The organism is Limnohabitans sp. 2KL-51, from assembly GCF_003063645.1.
Taxonomy (GTDB): Bacteria; Pseudomonadota; Gammaproteobacteria; order Burkholderiales; family Burkholderiaceae_C; genus Limnohabitans_A.
Map to the genome: position 1 here is coordinate 306,045 of NZ_NESJ01000001.1, position 17,165 is coordinate 323,209.

A 17,165-nucleotide genomic window follows, 5' to 3' on the forward strand; every position below is an offset into this window, starting at 1 on the left:
TCAGACCGCAGGCCACTGATCGGCCGGGCGGTCCTTGAGCACGCTCAGCTGCCAGTGGCTTGCCTGCGCAGGCACCTTGAGCGGCAAGCGCAGCAGGCGTTTGTCGCGTGAGACCAGGGCGGTCAATTGGCGCTCTTTGCCCAGCAAGGCGCTCAGTTCGTCGAGTTTGCCCAGACGCCAGCTGCCGCCTTGCCCCTTGGCCCCTACGTCCAGGCCCAGCCATTCGTCACCCGCAGCCAGGCCCGCGGCTTCGCCCGCGCCGCCGCGCAGCACCACTTTGACCTGCACACTGCCTGCGGCTTCGCTCACGCGCAAGCCCAAGCGCTGCGCCATGCCCGAGGTCTCGGCCTCTACCCCGATGCCATGCGCCGTGAGCAGTTCCCGCAGCGGCAGCTCTTGCGTGCTGTGCGCCCAGCGCTGGATCTCGCCCGCCCAGCTGCGGCCGGTCACGGCCTGCAATTCGTCCAGCAAGTCCTGCTCGCGCAGGGGTCCGGCCTTGCAGCGTTTCCACAGGCCGCGCATCACGGTGTCGAGCGTGTAGCCTTCGGTTTTGAATTCGCGGCGCACCGTCAGGTCCAGGCACAAAGCCACCAGCGCGCCCTTGGTGTAATAACTCACGGTGGCGTTGATGGTGTTTTCGTCCTGGCGGTAGTACTTGACCCAAGCGTCAAAGCTCGACTGCGCGACGCTTTGCACATGGCGGCCCGGCGTTTGCTGCACCTGCGCGATGGTCTTGCCCAGCAGTTCGATATAAGTGGCGTCGTCAATCAGCCCTGCGCGGCGCAGCAAGATGTCGTCGTAATAGCTGGTAAAACCCTCAAAAAACCACAGCAACTGCGTGTAGTTCTCCTGGCTGTAGTCGTAGCGGGCAAAGGCATCGGGGCGCAGTTGCTTGACGTTCCATGTGTGAAAGTACTCGTGGCTGATCAGGCCCAGCAGCGTGGTGTAGCCCTCTGGCTTGCGCGGGCTGGCGGACAGGCCGTTGTGGCGTGGCAAATCATCGCGTTTGCAAATCAACGCGGTGCTGTTGCGGTGCTCCAGACCGCCGTAGCCGTCGTGCACGGCGTTGAGCATGAAAAGGTAGTTGTGATGAGGCGTTTTTTTGCCCGCTGCCTTGCTCGATCCGTGCCAAAAACCAATGGCGGCCTCGCAGATTTTTTGTGTGTCGGCCAACAACCGGTCACCGTCAAAGGAGGGCAGAGCCCCCGCCACCACAAAGCGGTGCGGCACGCCGCAGGCGTTGAAGCTGCCGCTCCAGAACGCGCCTAACTCCACCGGGCAGTCCACCAGTTCGTCGTAGTTTGCGGCTTCGTAAAGGCCAAAGCCTTTTTTGTCGGTTTTGAGCGGTGCCAGGCCCGTGGCGGCCTGCCAACTGGGTTGGCTCTTCACAGCTTGCAGCTGCAGCTGATGCGGCGCGTGTTCTTGCCCGTGCACCCGCAGGCACAGGCTCGTGCCATTGAAAAAGCCGCGTTGGCTGTCCAGCCAGGCGGTGCGCACCGAGTTGTCAAAAGCATAGACCTCGTAACTCAGCACCAGGGGCTGCCCGCTATTGCAAGCAATGGCCCAGCTGCACTTGTCTTGCTGCTGTGTGGGCAAACTGCGGCGGCCTTGTTTGGCGCTCAGGTTTTGCAGGTTTTTGGAGAACTCGCGCACCAGATAACTGCCCGGAATCCACACCGGCAGCGACACGGTTTGCTGCGCTGCGGGTTCAGTGATGGTGAGCGTCACCCGAAACAAATGGGCGTGCAGGTCGGCGGCTTCAACGGTGTAGTGGATGGCGGTCATGGGGCAAGGTTTGGGTTGAGTGGCTTGGGGCTGGGCTTGTAGTGCTGGGTTTGGCTTTGAGGGCGTGTGCCACGCTCATCGCCCACGGGGTGGGCTCCTACAAAAGAGCGTCTCGGGTGCTGTTGCTTACGTTGCACCAGCGGCCAAAAAACAGCTCATGCTGGCCACGATGGTCAGTTGCAAGCGCATGGGCAACCAAGGGGCCAGGCCCGCAGCGGGCCAAGTGCGGCGGTCCATCACATAGCAGCCGATCAGCACAAAGCCCAGCAGAGGCAAGCCTGCAAAGGCGGGCATCATCACGCCCACCCAGGCCAGCAGGGAGGGCGCGACACCCCAGGTGAAGTGGATGCGAGGTGCTTCAGGGGTGATCAATGCGTTGCGAAAGCCCACGCCCCAGTGGATGCCGCCCAAAAACGACACGATCACCGCGCCATAGCCTTGCATGGCCAGGGCCACATAGGGGTGCAGTTCGGGGCCAACCAACCACAGGCACAGGGCCAAAAACACAAAGGGAATCAGCCCGGCGTAACCCAAGCGGCGGATCAGCCGCCAGGTCGGGTCTTCGGTCATGGGATGCGGCAGTGTGGATGTCATTTGATCTCGGTGAGCATTTTTTCAACTTGAGCCATGGGCACGGCACCGGGGACACGAGAGCCATCGGCAAACAAGAGCAGGGGTGTGCCGGTGATGCGGTTTTTCTGCCCAAAGGCCACGATCGAGTCAATGGCCGAGGCATCACAGTTGATGGCGGGGGGTGTGGTGCCGTTGATCATCCAGTCGTTCCAGACCTTGGCCTTGTCTTTGGCGCACCAGATGTTTTTGGTTTTGGTCTTGGAGTCCTCGCCCAGGATGGGGTAGAGGAAGTGGTAAATGGTCACGTTGTCCAGCTTTTGCAAGTCTTTTTCGAAGCGCTTGCAGTAGCCGCAGTTGGGGTCGGCAAACACGACCAGCTTGCGTTTTCCGTTACCGCGCACTTGGGTGAAAGCATTTTTGATGGGCAACTGGTCAAACGGGATGACCGAGAGTTTGTCCACGCGCTCTTCGGTCAGGTTGCGCTTTTGTTTCGTGTCGATGAGTGCGCCCTGAATCAGGAAGTTGCCTTCGGCATCGCTGTACATCACGTCGTTGCCCAAGCGGATTTCAAACAGCCCATTCATTGGGGTTTTACTCACCTCGTCGATCTTGGGCAGGTTGGGCAGGCGCTCGCTCAGATTTTTGCGGATGACCGCTTCTTGCGCCAAAACATGACCACAGGTCAAGGCGATGGTGGCCACGATCAGGACCAGTTTGGAGAGAGAGAACTTCATGACAGAGGCTTTCGGAATCAAGTAAAAGAAGGACAAATCAGTTTGTGGCCTTGGCAGGGTTGGGCGGAGTGCTTTGGCCCATGGCCCGTTGCGTCATCCAGTGTTTGAGTGGGCCGCTGCGGTCAAAGCCGCGCATGCCCCAGTTGCGCAGGTTTTGCCAGATCGGGCCGGGCTGGGCAAACAGCCGCTGTAGGCCATCGGTCACGAAACCCATGGCTTGCACATCGGCCTGGCGTGCGCGCTCGTAGCGGCGCATCAGTTTGAGGTCGTGCAGCGGCCGCCAAAATTCTTTGGCGCGGATCACGCTGACCAGTTCCGCCACATCCGCCAGGCCCACGTTCAGGCCTTGACCGGCCAGCGGGTGCAGGGCATGGGCCGCATCGCCCGCCAATGCAAAGGCTTGTTTGTTTTGCCCCGGCATGGTGCCGATCCAGCGTTCGGCGCGCGCCAGTTGCAACGGCCATACGGCACGCTCGGCCGACAACTGCATGCCGCCCAGGGCATGGCCGCAGGCTTGGGCCAGTGCAGCGGCAAAGTTTTCGGGCGGCATGGTCATCAATTCTTGCGCCCGCAGCGGGTGAACCGACCAGACCAGCGCGACTTCGCGCCCGCCTTCGCCGCCCAAGGGCAGCAGGGCCAGCACTTCGGCTTGCGGCTGCGCCAGGCCGGACGCGGGGCTCCAGCCAAACCATTGCCGGGCGATGCCCTCATGCACTCGGTCGCACATCAGGCGGGTGGCCAGGGCGTGTTGCTCGTAATGCGTGATGTCAAAGCCTACGCCCAGCTCGGCGCGGGTCTGGCTGGCACGGCCTTCACACACCACCGTGAGCGGCGCGGACAACGGGGCCTGTACCACTTGAATCTGGGGCTGAAACTGCACGGCTTGCGCCAGCAGCGCTTGCAACACAGGCACATCTACCATCCAGTTGAGCTCACCCACGCCCTGATCGCCGGCACCGAAATTGAGCTTGCCGCCATCGTCGCCCCAGACCTGCATCTGGTGCACGGGCGTGACGGCGGGGGCCTCAGGCCAGCAGCGCAGGTCTTGCAGCAAGGCCTTGGCCGCGCCGTTGAGCGAATAGGCGCGCACGTCAGGGGCCGTGTTGGGCTGGGGTGAATCGACCAAAGCCACGTTCAGCCGTTCGCGGGCCAGCAGCAAAGCCAAAGTGCGGCCAACAATGCCAGCGCCACGGATGCAAATATCGGGAGAGTTAGCCATGGTCTGCATTGTAGGTGTGCGCTTGTGTGCACTGTGTGGACATGGCGCCTGAAGACCCTTTGCGGCATGGGCAAGTCCTTGTGCTGCATTGACGCCGTTTGACCTGTGAACCACAGGTTGCTGACCGACTTCAACGAGACCGCGCCATCGCTTATGCCGCGCACCCGCCCGGTGCGCCCTTGCAGAACTTTGCGCTCAATCTGAAGCCTTAATTTTTTCGTTAAAATTTGTTATTGTGGATTTTTAGGCGATTTTTTCAATTTAAAGTCAATTTTTTTATGGAGTTTCAAGTGAACTATTTAGGCAAAACAGTACTGATATTGAGTTGTGTTGGATTGATTTCTTGCAGCGCGGTCCCCGTCGTCACCCAGCAAACGCAACCCACGGGTGCCACGTCGCAAGCCATCCACAGCGCCACGACAAAGTCATTGGTCTGTGTCGTACACCCAGGCGACCAAGCCCACGGACAAGAAAAATACCCCGGCAGCGGTGCGGAAATTGGCCAACGGGTTGAGAAGGCCGTTCAACAGGCGGGATGGCAGACGGTCGCGATCAAAGTCGATGCAGGTCAGTCGGCTGCAGAGTGCACGCGTCGCGGTGGCACCCATTTGCTGGAAACCCGTGTTACGCACTACGAAGACAATCTCACGGGTTGGACGCTCAACCCCGACCGGATTGAACTTCAACTGCGCTTGAGTCCTGCTTCTCAACCCGCACAAGTCAGGCAAGTCAGCTACGAGGCCAGGTCCAATTTGTTGGCCAGTGCTATTGTAGAGTGGGGCAATGCCAAACCAGTCAGTCTTTTGAAGGGCGATTTTGACAGTCTGGTGAGCCGCCTTTTAAGTGATGCCCGCTGATTAAGCGTCAGTGGCGGTCGGAGCATCTTGGCCGCACCAACTGGCCTCACCTTCGTTTTGATGGGTGGGGCCCGCATGGGCTTGACTTGCGCGTATCGGTTCTTCGTGCGAGCTTGTCACGCGGCCCTGCCGTCTCTCGCAGGCCGCATCAGCAGGTGTTTGGTGATCAGTACAATCACCGGCATTCGCCCCAGGACAAAACTCGGACATCCAACGCGCGTCTAGCGCGTTTTTTGACGGCATACCCTGCACTTTGGCCACAACTTAACTGCGCATGTCGGGCATCTCGAACGCGCCAGTGTTGGGCTCGACAGTGCAACTGGGGTCTTGATTTATAAGGACTTTTTCCATGAGCCTCAAATGCGGCATCGTGGGTCTGCCCAATGTGGGCAAATCCACCCTTTTCAACGCCCTGACCAAAGCCGGCATTGCCGCTGAAAACTACCCTTTTTGCACCATCGAGCCCAACACCGGCGTGGTCGAGGTGCCCGATCTGCGCTTGCAGCAGTTGTCTGCAATCGTCGAGCCCGAGCGCATCGTGCCGGCCATTGTGGAGTTCGTGGACATTGCCGGCCTGGTGGCTGGTGCCAGCACGGGCGAAGGCCTGGGTAACAAATTTTTGGCGCACATCCGTGAAACCGACGCCATCGTCAACGTGGTGCGCTGCTTTGAAGACGACAACGTCATCCACGTCGCCAACAAGGTGGACCCGATTGCAGACATCGAAGTCATTCAGACCGAGTTGTGCTTGGCCGATTTGGCCGCTGTTGAAAAAGCCATTCATCGCGTGAGCAAAATCGCCCGCTCGGGTGACAAAGAAGCCGTCAAGCAAATGGCGATTCTGGAAAAGTGCCAGACGGCTTTGAACGACACCCAGCCGGTGCGCACCATCGATTTCAGCAAAGAAGAGCTTATCGAACTCAAGCAGTTCTTCTTCATCACCGCCAAGCCCGCCATGTTTGTGGCCAACGTGTCGGAAGACGGCTTCGAGAACAACCCTTTCCTGGACCGCTTGAAAGCCTTTGCCGCCAAGCAAAACGCGCCGGTGGTGGCGATTTGCGCCAAGATCGAAGCCGAGTTGTCCGAGATGGACGATGCCGACCGATTGGAGTTCTTGAAGGAACTGGGGCAGGACGAGCCGGGCCTGAACCGCCTGATCCGTTCTGCTTACGGCTTGCTGGGTCTCCAGACCTATTTCACTGCAGGCGTGAAAGAAGTGCGCGCTTGGACCATCCATGTGGGCGACACCGGCCCTCAAGCGGCGGGAGTCATCCACACCGACTTCGAAAAAGGCTACATCCGAGCCCAAACCATCGCGTTTGACGACTTCATCGCCTTCAAGGGCGAGCAAGGCGCCAAGGACGCGGGCAAGATGCGCGCCGAAGGCAAGGACTATGTCGTCAAAGATGGCGACGTGATGAACTTCTTGTTCAGCTCCTGATCAACGCAGGCGGCAGGCCCAAAAACCTTTTCACTGCCTGCACCGTGGCCTCGGGGTTCTCTTCGTGGGGCACATGGCCCAAGCCTTCAAAGACCTGGAGCTCGCTGCCTGCAATGGCTTGCTGAAAGCGCTGTGCGTGGTCTGGTGGAATCAGCCGGTCCTCGCTGCCCCACAGAACCAACGTGGGCAGGTGTAATTGTGAGATCTGCCCGGCCAGGGCGGCATCGCTGCTACGGTACTGGAAGCGTTGCGTCAGGCTGGCGCGGTTGCCTTCGCGCAGGGTCAATTCGTAATAGCGGTCCACCAGAGCGGGGCTGACCTTGTCCGGTTGGCCATAGACATTGCGCACACTGGCCTCAATCATTTGTCGGGGCAGAATTTTCTGGGTGACCGGTGCCAACCATGCAATTTGGGCCAACCTAAATCCGATGGGCATGGACTGGGGCTGCAAAGGGTAGCCCGTGGCATCCACCAAGATCAATTGCCGCACTCGCGTCGGGTGTGCCAAGGCGGTTTGCCAGGCAATGCCACCGCCCAGCGAATTGCCAGCCATCACCACCTCATCGAGCTTGAGCAAGTCCAGCAAATCCCGCATAAAGCCGGTGTAACGCGCCATGCTGTAGTCGGCATCGGGCGCGGGGCCGGTCAGTCCGAAACCGGGCAAGTCCATGCGGATGACGCGGCGGTGTGGGCTCAAAGCGGCCACCCAGCCGTCCCAGGTGTGCAAACTGGCCGAGGTGCCGTGGATCAGCACGATCGGTATGGGGTCATCGCGTGGCCCCTCGTCGCGCACATGCACCTGCATGCCTTGCAGCGTCACAAAGTGTGAGGGGGCTGGGGCCCAGCGTGCCTTGAGGGTGTCTACCTCTCGGTCAGGGGCCCAAGTCCAGGCCAGCGCCGCGACCAAGGCGGCCAACAAAGCCAAAAAAAATGCCAATGACACTGTCAATATGGGGGTGTTCATGGGCAAACCTCAGTGGGTGGAATCAGCAAAATACTTCACGGTTGGGTTTGACCAGGTCGATCATGGCCAGCTCAAAACCCTGCAAGCGGGCTGTTGTTGTTGATGTTGCTCAGCAACCGCTCGCGTCCTTTGAGCACATGTCGCTCGGCGGTCATTTTGGCTTTGGCCTTAGAGCCTTTGACGATGGCTTCGTACAAAGTGCGGTGCTCGGCATTGGACTGGCGCATGTTGCCGGGGGCGTTGAAATACTCACGCCTGAACAGGTGCATTTCCTTGACGTAGTCGTCGTAAGCGGCTTGGGCTCTTTGGTTGTTGGCCAGTTGAAGCACCAAGGCGTGGAACTGCAGATTCAGTTCGTAATACCGGTTCGGGTTTTCGGCTTCACAGGCCCGGTCCATGCCGTCCAGAAGTTCTTCAAAACAGGCTTTGTGGCTTTCGGCCATGTGCTCGGTGGCGCGTTCGGCGGCAAATCCGAAGACCAGGGCACGCAAGTCGTACAGCTCCAGCATTTCTCGCACCGACAGTTGACGCACAAACACGCCCCGGTTGAGCACGGCCTTGACCAGTCCCAGGCCCGTGAGCATGCGAATGGCCTCGCGCACCGGGCCCCGGCTGGTGCCCATGCGCAGGGCCAGAGCCGCTTCATTCAGGCGCTCGCCGGGTTTGAGCTCGCCGCTGTAGATGAATTGCTTGAGCTGCTCGGCCACAAAGACAGGCAAGCCGTGCTCGGGCTTTTCAGGGGCGGGTTCCATGGTGAAGACGATGGCGGTGCAGCGGGTGGAGTGAGGCGGGGCGTTGGAAAAGGATCGTTTGGATACTACCCGATGGTGCGCGCAACACCTCGAAAATGACCTCTTGCAGGTCGCCAATGTGTCAACAATCCATCGGAATTGTTGACACTTTTTCGGTGGGCGTTCACACTTTATGGCTGTTTGACGGGTACACACCACGCTCGAAAAAACCCCAGTTCAAGGCGCTCCTGTCACCCGGCGGTTGCTCGCATGGGCCCACCAATACACGGACGATTGTCATGCCGCACCAACCTGCTTCTGCTGCACTTGCGAGATTTAGAGTGATCGATCTGACCCAGGTCCGTGCTGGCCCCACGGCCTGCCGCCAGTTGGCCGACTGGGGCGCGGATGTGGTGCAGGTGCAAATGCCCGAACACATGCGTGGCGACGACACGCTGGGCGGGCAAGAGGGCTCGGACTATCAGTACACGCACCGCAACAAACGCTCGATCACGCTCAACCTGAAAGAGCCCGAGGGCATTGCGCTGCTCAAGCAACTGATCGCCAAGGCCGATGTGGTGGTGGAAAACTTTCGCCCTGATGTGAAGTTCCGCTTGGGCATCGATTACGAGAGCCTGAAAAAAGACAACCCCGGCCTGGTGTATGCCAGCATCTCGGGCTTTGGACAGACCGGGCCCCTGGCCGCAAGGCCGGGCTTTGATCAGATTGCGCAGGGCATGGGCGGCTTGATGTCGGTCACCGGTTTGGTAGAGCAAGGGCCCATGCGCGTGGGCATTCCTATAGCCGATTTGTGCGCGGGCATTTTTGCAGCCCAAGGCATTTTGGTGGCCTTGCTCGAGCGCGAAAAGTCTGGCCAAGGTCAGTGGCTGCACACCTCGCTCTTGGAGTCCATGGTGTACATGATGGATTTCCAGACCTCACGCTGGCTGATCGACGAAGAAGTGGCCACGCAGGCGGGCAACTTCCACCCCACCAGCATCCCCACCGGGGTGTACAAGGCGCGCGACGGTTACATGAACATCGCGGTGTTCGGCTCAAAAATCTGGGAGCGCTTTTGCGACATCTTGGGAGCGCCGCAATGGGTCACCGACCCGCGCTACAAGGACAAACCGAGCCGCTCGGTCCACCGCGATGCGTTGAACGCCGAGATCAACGAACGCCTGGCCAAGCAAGACCGTACGTACTGGATCGAACGCCTGAACGATGGCGGTGTGGCCTGTGGCTTGATCAACAGCATGGACGAGGTGTTCAACGAACCGCAAGTCCAGCACTTGAAGATGGTCAAAGACGTGGTGTCGGTGCACCAAGGTCCGCAGCGCTTGGTGGGGCAGCCGGTGCAGCTGGAGCGCACGCCCAGCACCATCGCCCGGGCCGCACCGCGCCGCGGAGAGCACAGCGAAGAAATTCTGGGCGAACTGAGCTTGGATGCCCAGACGCTTGCCCAATTGAAATCCAAAGGAGTGTTTTGAATGTCCGACATCGTCTACACCTCGCCCACCGAACGGGTCAACACCTGGCTGGAGGGCAGCACGCTGCACATCCAGTTCAACAATGTGGCGCGGCACAACGCACTGTCGGTGGACATGTGGGAAGCCGTGCCTGTGTTGCTGAACCAGGCCGAACATGACTCCCGTGTGCGTTTGGTGGTGTTTTCGGGTGCGGGCGAAAAAGCCTTTGTGTCTGGCGCAGACATTTCGCAGTTCGAAGACATGCGTGCAGCGCGTGAGGCGGTGACCCGCTACGAGCACATGGCCGAGACCGCTCTGATGGGCATTTTCAACTTTCCCAAGCCTACGCTGGCCTGCATCCGTGGCTTTTGCATTGGCGGCGGCATCAATGTGGCCATCAGCTGCGACATGCGCATCGCCGCCAGCGATGCCGTTTTTTCGGTGCCCGCCGCCCGCCTGGGTTTGGGTTACCGCTATTCGGCCATGAAAAATCTGGTGGACCTGATCGGCCCCGGTGCAGCCAAAGACCTGTTTTTCACGGCCCGCAAAATCAACGCGCCAGAAGCCCAAAGCCTTGGTTTGGTCACGCGGGTCTGCGCGCCTGAGGCCTTGCCCGACTTGCTGGCCGAGTACACCTCCGCCTTAGCGACCAACGCGCCTTTGACCATTCAGGCGGCCAAGGCCATCACCCGCGAAATCCTCAAGCCCTCCCCAGAGCTGGACATGGAGTTGTGCACCCAGCTCATTCGCGGCTGCTTTGACAGCGCCGATTACGCCGAAGGCCGCAAAGCCTTCATGGAAAAACGGAAACCCGTCTTCAAAGGCGAATGAGGTCCCCATGAAATCGTATTGGATGAACATCAGCAATGGCCAGGGCCAGATGGAACTGCGCGAGGTAGACAGGCCTGTACCCGGCGCGGGTCAGGTGTTGGTCAAGCTGCACGCCGCAGCGCTGAACCGGGGCGAGTTGATCATCGGCCACGGCCTGCATGGCAAAGGCGGCAGCAAGCCCGCGGGCATGGAGGGCGCGGGGCAGATCGTTCAGCTGGGCAGCGATACCGGTGCCTGGCAAGCGGGTGATCGTGTCATGGGCCGATGCCCGGGTGCTTTTTCTGAATACGCTTTGATGGATGTGCGCGAAATCATGCGCGTGCCAGACAACTTGAGCTGGGAGCAGGCGGCCTCCATCCCACTCACGTTTTTGGTGACCTATGACCTGTTGGTGTTGCAAGGCCACTTGCAAGCTGGGCAGTGGTTGTTGATCAATGGCGTGTCATCCGGAGTGGGCGTGGCCAGCTTGCAAATGGCCAAGGTGTTGGGGGCTCAAGTGATTGGCACCTCGGGCTCGCAGGCCAAGCTGGACCAATTGAAACCGTTGGGTTTGGATGTGGGTTTGTGCACCCGCGCGGCTGATTTTCACCAGGCTGTGCTGCAAGCCACCGATCAAAAAGGGGCCAACTTGGTGGTCAACACTGTGGGCGGTAGCGTCTTTGCCGAAAGCATGCGCTGCATGGCTTTTCAGGGGCGCTTGGGTTTTGTGGGCTATGTCGACAACACGCTGAACGCCACCATTGACCTGGAAGCCCTGCACGCCAAGCGCTTGTGTCTGTATGGCGTGTCCAACAAAAACCGCACACCGGCCCAACGTTCAGATGGCATCGCGTAATTTGCGGCGCAAATCCTGCCGGCTTTTGCAGATGGCCGGATCCAGCCGCTATTGGATAAAGTGTTTGAATTTGACCAACTGGATCACGCCAAAGCCCACATGGAAAGCAACCAACACACGGGCAAGATTGTGCTGCGCATGGCCAGCGCTGTTTGAAATGCTTTCAGGTTCCTCAAAACCACTTAACTGATGGAGACAACCCCATGAACAAAAGAAACCTGATTTCAGCATTCGTCCTGTCGTGCCTCGCCATGGGTGTGCAAGCCCAAGGCGCTGCCTATCCCAACAAACCCATCCGGCTGGTGGTCGGTTTCGCACCCGGTGGAGCGGCCGACTACGTGGCCCGCGCCATCAGTGACGCCATGGGCAAAGCCATTGGCCAGAACATCATTGTCGAAAACCGTGCCGGCGCAGGCTCCAGCATTGCGGCCGAAAACGTGGCCAAGGCCGCCCCCGATGGCTACAGCGTTTTGTTGGCCAGCCCCAGCAGCATCTCGGTCAACCCGGCCCTCAACCCCAAGCTGAACTACACCCCCAAAGACCTGGTGCCCATCACCAAAGTCACCACCTCGCCCTTGGTGATTGCAGTCAACCCCAACATCGGCGTCAACTCGGTGCAAGACCTTATCGCGCGCGCCAAGCAAGCGCCCGGCAGGATCAACTACGCTACCTCGGGCAATGGCTCCGCGCCGCATTTAGGCGCTGCTTTGTTCACCCAATTGACGGGTGTGGACATGGTGCACATTCCGTTTCGCGGGGGTGCGCCTGCGATCCAGTCGGTGATCGCGGGCGACACCCAAGTGACCTTTGGCACCCCTCCTTCGGTCTTGCCGATGATCCAAGCCGGTCGCTTGAAAGGCCTGGCCGTCAGCACCCGCAACAGCTCGGCTTTGGTCCCCGGTTTGCCAGGCATGCAAGAGGCCAAACTGCCCGAGTACGCGATCGAGTTTTGGTATGGCTTGTTTGTGCCCGTGGGTACACCGCCTGCTGTCATGAAGCAAATTTTTGATGCAGCCCAAACGGCCATGGCGCAGCCCTCTGTGAAGGCCGCTCTGGCGCGCGAAGGCACCGATGTGTCGGTCTCCACTTCGCCCGATCAATTTGTCGCCTTTTTAAATGACGACGCCAAGTTCTGGGTCAATTTGGTCAAGAGCGCGGGCGTCAAACTCGACTGAGTCTCAAGGAGCTGTGATGGTTGAAAATGGATTTTTGAAAATCGAATCGATGCAAGCGCGCTGCACCCCTGCAGAGTGGCAAGCTCGGGTGAATTTGGCGGCGTGCTACCGGTTGGTGGCCATCTACGGCATGTCCGACATGATGGCCAACCACATCTCCGCGCGCGTGCCCGGCGAAGACGGTGCTTTTCTCATCAACACCTACGGCATGATGTACGAAGAGATCACCGCGTCGAGCCTGATCAAGATTGACCACGATGGCAACATCTTGTCCCAACCCGACTTTGGCGATTTGAACTACGGCATCAACAAAGCCGGTTACGTGATCCACAGTGCGGTGCACGAAGCGCGCCCCGAGGTGGACTGCGTCATCCACACCCACAGCTGGGCCTCCATGGCGGTGTCTTCGCTCGAATGCGGTCTCTTGCCCATCACCCAAACGGCGATGCGTTTCCTGAAAATTGGTTACCACGACTACCAAGGCGTGGTCTTGGATCTGACCGAACAAGCCTCTTTGGTCAAAGACTTGGGGCAGGGCGAGGCGCTGATCTTGCGCAACCATGGCGCACTCACCGTGGGTCGCAGTGTGGGTGAGGCCTTCAACTGGATGCACCGCCTGGAGCTGGCGTGCCATTCTCAACTCGCAGCCATGGCTTGCAACACGCCTTTCGTCAAGGTCGCGCCCGATGTACTGGAGGAAACCTGGAACAACTACCAGCCCAGCACGCGCAGACCCTATGGCTTGATGGAGTGGCCAGCTCTGTTGCGCAAACTCGACCGCATGGACCCCAGTTACAAAACCTGAACCCATGGCTTCTTGACCCCCACCGAAAGTTCCACATGCCCTCACCCTCTCTTTGGTTAGCCGCCAGCCTCTCCGCCTTGGCCATCGCCATACCTTCGGGGGCGCAGGCTCAGGCTTACCCCCAAAAACCGGTCAAAGTGGTGGTGGCCTTCACGGCAGGGGGCACCACCGATATCTTGGCGCGCACCGTTACCCAGCAGTTGTCTGAAAAACTCAAGCAACCCTTTGTCATTGACAACAAACCAGGCGCGGGGGGCAACTTGGGCACCGAGCTGGTGGTCCGCTCCGCGCCAGACGGGTACACCCTGATCGTCAATTCGGTAGGCCCCATTGCCGTCAACCCCACCTTGTACGGCAAACTGCCCTACAACCCCTTGACTGATCTGGTGCCCATGGTTCAGATCGCAGATGTCCCGAATGTCTTGGTCATCCACCCCTCGGTACCTGCCAACTCCATGGAAGAGCTGATCGCCTACGCCAAGGCCAATCCCGGCAAGCTCAACTATGGCTCGACCGGCATTGGCACCTCGTCCCATTTGTCCAGCTTCATGCTGTCCAAGCGGGTGGGTTTTGAGGCGACGCACATTCCCTACAAAGGCGCTGATGCCCTGAAAGACTTGTTGGCAGGTCGCATCCAGTTCATGTTTGCCACCATCCCTTCTGTAATGCCGCACATCACGGCGGGCAAGCTCAAACCGATTGCAGTCAGCTCACTCAAGCGTTCGCGTTCCATGCCCGACGTGCCCACCGTGGTCGAAAAAGGATTTCCTCAATTCGAAGCCGGTTCGTGGTTTGGCTTTTTTGCGCCCAAGGGTACGCCAGAGGCGGTGATCAGCATGGTCAACAAAGCCGTCAATGAGATCTTGCAAGTCCCCGCCATTGAGCAGCAAATGATCGCTCAGGGCGCCGACCCAGCGGGCGGCACGCCCGCCCAGTTTGGTCAATTCGTGCAGCGCGAGCATGACAAATGGCGTGTCATCGTCCGGGATTCGGGGGCCAAAGCCGAATGAGCGATTCGCATGTCCCCCTGCGCATCTTGATGTCTCAGCAGTCCATTGAGCGCTGGGGCGCATCGCTTGCGGTTCATATGGGGCAGCGCCCTTATGAATTGATCTCTTTGGAAGCGGCGACAGCCGAACAACGCACGGATGCCCATGTGGCGTTCATCTCGCGTGAGGTCACAGGCACTTCCACCAAACATGAAATCCATCCTGCCTTGCAGCGGGTTTACGCGCTGTTGCGTCAGTCGCCAGGCCTGCAGTGGGTGCACATCCATTCAGCAGGCGCTGACCGTCAGATTTATCTGGATTTGTTGGCCAAGGGCGTTCAAATAACCACTTCATCCGGCGCGAATGCGCAAGTGGTCGCCACCGTGGCTCTGGCGGGTATCCTGGCGTTGGCACGCCGTTTCCCGTTGCTCTGGGCCGAGCAACAAAACCGTCAGTGGCTTCCGATTATGGGCGCGCGCATGCCCCGCGATCTGCCGGGCCAAACCGCGACCATCGTCGGTTGGGGGCCTATTGGCCAAAAACTGGGCAGTTTGCTGCAGGCCTTGGGCCTGCAGGTCGTGGTGGTGCGCCAGCAAGTGGCCGCGCCGCAACACCCGCCCAGCGAAGGCGTTGAGATGGTCACGTTCGAGTCTTGGGCCCAGGTGCTGCCCAAAACCGACTGGTTGATCCTGGCCTGTCCTTTGACCTCCAAAACCCGCCAATTGGTCAATGCCTCTGCCCTGGCTGCACTGCCCCAAGGTGCTCACTTGATCAATGTGGCGCGAGGCGAAGTGGTGGACGAACCCGCTTTGGTCGCGGCATTGCAAAGCGGCCACTTGGGTGGCGCTTTTCTGGATGTCTTTGCGCACGAGCCTTTGCCCCTTGATTCCCCCTTGTGGGCCATGCCCCAGGTCATGATCACGCCGCACGCAGCAGGTCATTCCGATGGCAATGAAAGCAGAGTGGGGCAAATGTTTTTGGACAATTTGCGCTGTTGGACTGAAGGTGCACCCCTGCGCAATTCGGTGACTTAACCCTTTGGAAGGTCAAGCATTGCCAAGGCAAGGTTTTCCCGAGTAGCGGACCACTTGATTTCTTTTCATAATGGATTGGTTATTGTTATCCGGAGATCTTTTGATGACCCAACCCCATGACCCTCGCCGCCGACAAATTGGTCTTGCCGCCGTGTCGAGCCTTGCACTCAGCGCCTTGGGCACAGCGCATGCTCAAAGCGCCTGGCCTGCGGCCAAACCCATCCGCATGATCGTGAATTTCCCTGCGGGCGGTTCGCCAGACCTGGTGGCGCGTGCCGTGTCGTCTGCGGTGTCTCAAGCGCTAGGTCAACAGATTGTGGTGGACAACCGAGGCGGTGCCGGTGGCATCATTGGTTCTGACTTGGCTGCCAAAAGCACGCCCGATGGTTACACCATTTTGTGCAGCTCGGGCAGTGGCGCTTCCATCGTGCCCTACGTCACGCCCAAGATGCCTTTCGACCATGACAAGGACCTCATCCCGGTGGCGGCAGGTGCTCGTTTGCAATTGTTCCTGGTCGTACGCAGCGATGCACCGTACAAAACTTTTGCCGAATTCGTTGCCTTCGCCAAGGGCAATCCGGGCAAGTTGAGTTATGGCTCGCCAGGCAACGGCACCAGCCCGCACATTGCGGGGGAGATGCTCAAGTCCCAAGCCGGAATTTTTACCTTGCACATCCCTTATCGCGGTTCGGGTGCAGCCTTGCAAGACTTGCTGGGTGGCAATGTCGACTACTTGCTTGATCCTGGCATTGCTTTTTCGCACGTGCGTTCGGGGCGTCTTCGCTTGTTGGCTGTCACGTCGCCACAGCGCTTGTCCATGTTCCCCGATGCGCCTACGCTCAATGAGTTGGGGCTCAAGAATTTTGACGCCGGCACATCGCATGGTTTCTGGGCGCCTGCCGGCACACCTGCGGCCATCGTTGACCGCCTGAACCGCGAGATCAACCGCGCCTTGATGTTGCCCAGCGCCGTCGAGTCCATCAAAGGCATCGGTGCCGAGCCCACCCCCATGACGCCCGCCGAGTTCGGTGCGGTCACCAAGGGCGATGCGCGACGGTTTGCCCAAATCATCAAAGAACGCAAGATCGTTCACGATTGATGTCCAGCTTGGCTGCTGGCTGCTGGGTATTGGGAGTTGGGGCCGTCTTAAAACTGCCCCGGAAACACCCACAGCAGACCTGCCGTCATGACCAAGTAGCGGGCGAATTTGCCAATGGCCATGTACAGCGTGCAGGGCCAAAAAGGCATCTTCAGCCAGCCCGCCACCGCACACAAAGGGTCGCCTATGACGGGCAGCCAGCTGAGCAAACAGGCCTTCGGGCCCAGCTTTTCCAGCCAGATCAAGGCGCGGTGGTGGCTGCCCGATCCGCGCCAACGGTTCACCGCCTTGTGCGTGCCCCAGCCCATCCACCAACTGAACATGCCGCCCAGCGTGTTGCCTGCAGTGGCCACCAAAATGGCGGGCCAAAACAGTTCGGGGTTGAGTTTGACCAAACCAAACAGCACCGGCTCAGAACCCATCGGCAACAAGGTGGCCGAGATGAAGGCCACCACAAACACGGTGCTCAGGCCATGTTGCGGCAGGGCCAGCCATTGCATTAATTCGTTGAGCCAAAGTTCCATGGGGGCAGTGTATCGCCGGTGACATTTGCTTAGCACACGCAGCTTTCATTTGCTGAAATATTAAGCAATTACAATCGTTCCTCCGCTTCAGGCCACGCCC

Annotated in this window: 18 protein-coding genes; 11 read left to right on the forward strand and 7 right to left on the reverse strand. The window is 59.4% G+C overall.

Annotation, left to right across the window (positions count from 1 at the left end; translation table 11 throughout):
• The 4 genes from B9Z49_RS01380 to B9Z49_RS01395 all read right to left on the reverse strand — a co-directional run bounded on the left by B9Z49_RS01380 (nt 1) and on the right by B9Z49_RS01395 (nt 4,311).
• Nucleotides 1-1,785 (reverse strand): M61 family metallopeptidase, encoded by a 1,785-nt coding sequence (locus B9Z49_RS01380; RefSeq protein ID WP_108351632.1) that lies wholly within the window; start codon nt 1,783-1,785, stop codon nt 1-3.
• Nucleotides 1,786-1,911: 126 nt separating this feature from the next.
• Nucleotides 1,912-2,379, reverse strand: coding sequence for a DUF3429 domain-containing protein (locus B9Z49_RS01385; protein WP_108351633.1), 468 nt, complete (start codon nt 2,377-2,379; stop codon nt 1,912-1,914).
• Nucleotides 2,376-3,092 carry a DsbC family protein gene (locus tag B9Z49_RS01390; RefSeq protein ID WP_108351634.1) on the reverse strand — a complete coding sequence of 239 codons (717 nt, stop codon included), beginning with the start codon at nt 3,090-3,092 and terminating at the stop codon, nt 2,376-2,378. The genes B9Z49_RS01385 and B9Z49_RS01390 overlap by 4 nt, the downstream gene beginning before the upstream one ends.
• Before the next feature lie 37 nt (nt 3,093-3,129).
• Nucleotides 3,130-4,311: an FAD-dependent monooxygenase gene (locus B9Z49_RS01395; protein ID WP_108351716.1), complete on the reverse strand. Its 1,182-nt coding sequence runs from the start codon at nt 4,309-4,311 to the stop codon at nt 3,130-3,132.
• A 227-nt stretch (nt 4,312-4,538) separates the two neighbouring features.
• Here B9Z49_RS01395 and B9Z49_RS01400 point away from each other — a divergent pair, with 227 nt between their 5' ends.
• Both B9Z49_RS01400 and ychF read left to right on the forward strand, forming a co-directional pair.
• Entirely contained in the window at nt 4,539-5,168 is a 630-nt protein-coding gene (locus tag B9Z49_RS01400; RefSeq protein ID WP_146188436.1) for a DUF4823 domain-containing protein, read from the forward strand.
• Between the two features lie 349 nt (nt 5,169-5,517).
• On the forward strand, nt 5,518-6,609 hold the full coding sequence (gene ychF, locus B9Z49_RS01405) for a redox-regulated ATPase YchF (RefSeq protein WP_108351636.1): 1,092 nt from the start codon (nt 5,518-5,520) through the stop codon (nt 6,607-6,609).
• Here ychF and B9Z49_RS01410 read toward each other — a convergent pair.
• Together B9Z49_RS01410 and B9Z49_RS01415 are read right to left on the reverse strand one after the other, a co-directional pair.
• Nucleotides 6,599-7,573, reverse strand: a complete 975-nt coding sequence (locus B9Z49_RS01410) for an alpha/beta fold hydrolase (RefSeq protein ID WP_108351637.1) — start codon at nt 7,571-7,573, stop codon at nt 6,599-6,601. The genes ychF and B9Z49_RS01410 overlap by 11 nt on opposite strands.
• Nucleotides 7,574-7,644: 71 nt before the next feature.
• Complete coding sequence (locus B9Z49_RS01415) at nt 7,645-8,325, reverse strand: GntR family transcriptional regulator (protein ID WP_108351638.1); 681 nt, start codon at nt 8,323-8,325, stop codon at nt 7,645-7,647.
• A 278-nt stretch (nt 8,326-8,603) separates the two neighbouring features.
• On the opposite strand from B9Z49_RS01415, the gene B9Z49_RS01420 reads away from it, so the two are divergent.
• From B9Z49_RS01420 to B9Z49_RS01455, 9 genes are all read left to right on the forward strand, one after another.
• Nucleotides 8,604-9,794, forward strand: coding sequence for a CaiB/BaiF CoA-transferase family protein (locus B9Z49_RS01420; RefSeq protein ID WP_108351717.1), 1,191 nt, complete (start codon nt 8,604-8,606; stop codon nt 9,792-9,794).
• A complete protein-coding gene (locus B9Z49_RS01425) occupies nt 9,795-10,604 on the forward strand; it encodes an enoyl-CoA hydratase (RefSeq protein WP_108351639.1) in 810 nt (269 codons plus the stop codon).
• A gap of 7 nt (nt 10,605-10,611) precedes the next feature.
• The gene (locus tag B9Z49_RS01430; protein WP_233254453.1) at nt 10,612-11,439 is read left to right on the forward strand and encodes a zinc-binding dehydrogenase; all 828 of its coding nucleotides are present in this window, start codon (nt 10,612-10,614) and stop codon (nt 11,437-11,439) included.
• Between the two features lie 15 nt (nt 11,440-11,454).
• Nucleotides 11,455-11,595, forward strand: a complete 141-nt coding sequence (locus tag B9Z49_RS22125; protein ID WP_255418856.1) for a zinc-binding dehydrogenase — start codon at nt 11,455-11,457, stop codon at nt 11,593-11,595.
• A 47-nt stretch (nt 11,596-11,642) separates the two neighbouring features.
• Nucleotides 11,643-12,614 carry a tripartite tricarboxylate transporter substrate binding protein gene (locus B9Z49_RS01435; RefSeq protein ID WP_108351640.1) on the forward strand — a complete coding sequence of 324 codons (972 nt, stop codon included), beginning with the start codon at nt 11,643-11,645 and terminating at the stop codon, nt 12,612-12,614.
• A 16-nt stretch (nt 12,615-12,630) separates the two neighbouring features.
• Nucleotides 12,631-13,419, forward strand: a complete 789-nt coding sequence (locus B9Z49_RS01440; protein WP_108351641.1) for a class II aldolase/adducin family protein — start codon at nt 12,631-12,633, stop codon at nt 13,417-13,419.
• A gap of 35 nt (nt 13,420-13,454) precedes the next feature.
• Complete coding sequence (locus B9Z49_RS01445; RefSeq protein ID WP_108351642.1) at nt 13,455-14,429, forward strand: tripartite tricarboxylate transporter substrate binding protein; 975 nt, start codon at nt 13,455-13,457, stop codon at nt 14,427-14,429.
• Entirely contained in the window at nt 14,426-15,442 is a 1,017-nt protein-coding gene (locus tag B9Z49_RS01450) for a D-2-hydroxyacid dehydrogenase (RefSeq protein ID WP_233254455.1), read from the forward strand. Before B9Z49_RS01445 ends, B9Z49_RS01450 begins: the two co-directional genes overlap by 4 nt.
• Nucleotides 15,443-15,545: 103 nt before the next feature.
• Nucleotides 15,546-16,541, forward strand: coding sequence for a tripartite tricarboxylate transporter substrate binding protein (locus B9Z49_RS01455; RefSeq protein WP_108351643.1), 996 nt, complete (start codon nt 15,546-15,548; stop codon nt 16,539-16,541).
• Between the two features lie 47 nt (nt 16,542-16,588).
• Here B9Z49_RS01455 and B9Z49_RS01460 read toward each other — a convergent pair whose 3' ends face one another.
• Nucleotides 16,589-17,065, reverse strand: coding sequence for a YqaA family protein (locus B9Z49_RS01460; protein WP_108351644.1), 477 nt, complete (start codon nt 17,063-17,065; stop codon nt 16,589-16,591).
• Nucleotides 17,066-17,165 lie beyond the last annotated feature (100 nt).

What these genes read in the sequence shown, in the direction of transcription:
- B9Z49_RS01390 (WP_108351634.1), bottom strand. Translation starts at nt 3,092, where the DNA reads ATGAAGTTCTCTCTCTCCAAACTGGTCCTGATCGTGGCCACCATCGCC.
- B9Z49_RS01445 (WP_108351642.1), top strand. Translation starts at nt 13,455, where the DNA reads ATGCCCTCACCCTCTCTTTGGTTAGCCGCCAGCCTCTCCGCCTTGGCC.
- B9Z49_RS01385 (WP_108351633.1), bottom strand. Translation starts at nt 2,379, where the DNA reads ATGACATCCACACTGCCGCATCCCATGACCGAAGACCCGACCTGGCGG.
- B9Z49_RS01420 (WP_108351717.1), top strand. Translation starts at nt 8,604, where the DNA reads ATGCCGCACCAACCTGCTTCTGCTGCACTTGCGAGATTTAGAGTGATC.
- B9Z49_RS01395 (WP_108351716.1), bottom strand. Translation starts at nt 4,311, where the DNA reads ATGGCTAACTCTCCCGATATTTGCATCCGTGGCGCTGGCATTGTTGGC.
- B9Z49_RS01460 (WP_108351644.1), bottom strand. Translation starts at nt 17,065, where the DNA reads ATGGAACTTTGGCTCAACGAATTAATGCAATGGCTGGCCCTGCCGCAA.
- B9Z49_RS01425 (WP_108351639.1), top strand. Translation starts at nt 9,795, where the DNA reads ATGTCCGACATCGTCTACACCTCGCCCACCGAACGGGTCAACACCTGG.
- B9Z49_RS01440 (WP_108351641.1), top strand. Translation starts at nt 12,631, where the DNA reads ATGGTTGAAAATGGATTTTTGAAAATCGAATCGATGCAAGCGCGCTGC.
- B9Z49_RS01410 (WP_108351637.1), bottom strand. Translation starts at nt 7,573, where the DNA reads ATGAACACCCCCATATTGACAGTGTCATTGGCATTTTTTTTGGCTTTG.
- B9Z49_RS01435 (WP_108351640.1), top strand. Translation starts at nt 11,643, where the DNA reads ATGAACAAAAGAAACCTGATTTCAGCATTCGTCCTGTCGTGCCTCGCC.
- B9Z49_RS01455 (WP_108351643.1), top strand. Translation starts at nt 15,546, where the DNA reads ATGACCCAACCCCATGACCCTCGCCGCCGACAAATTGGTCTTGCCGCC.
- B9Z49_RS01380 (WP_108351632.1), bottom strand. Translation starts at nt 1,785, where the DNA reads ATGACCGCCATCCACTACACCGTTGAAGCCGCCGACCTGCACGCCCAT.
- ychF (WP_108351636.1), top strand. Translation starts at nt 5,518, where the DNA reads ATGAGCCTCAAATGCGGCATCGTGGGTCTGCCCAATGTGGGCAAATCC.
- B9Z49_RS01415 (WP_108351638.1), bottom strand. Translation starts at nt 8,325, where the DNA reads ATGGAACCCGCCCCTGAAAAGCCCGAGCACGGCTTGCCTGTCTTTGTG.
- B9Z49_RS01450 (WP_233254455.1), top strand. Translation starts at nt 14,426, where the DNA reads ATGAGCGATTCGCATGTCCCCCTGCGCATCTTGATGTCTCAGCAGTCC.
- B9Z49_RS01430 (WP_233254453.1), top strand. Translation starts at nt 10,612, where the DNA reads ATGAAATCGTATTGGATGAACATCAGCAATGGCCAGGGCCAGATGGAA.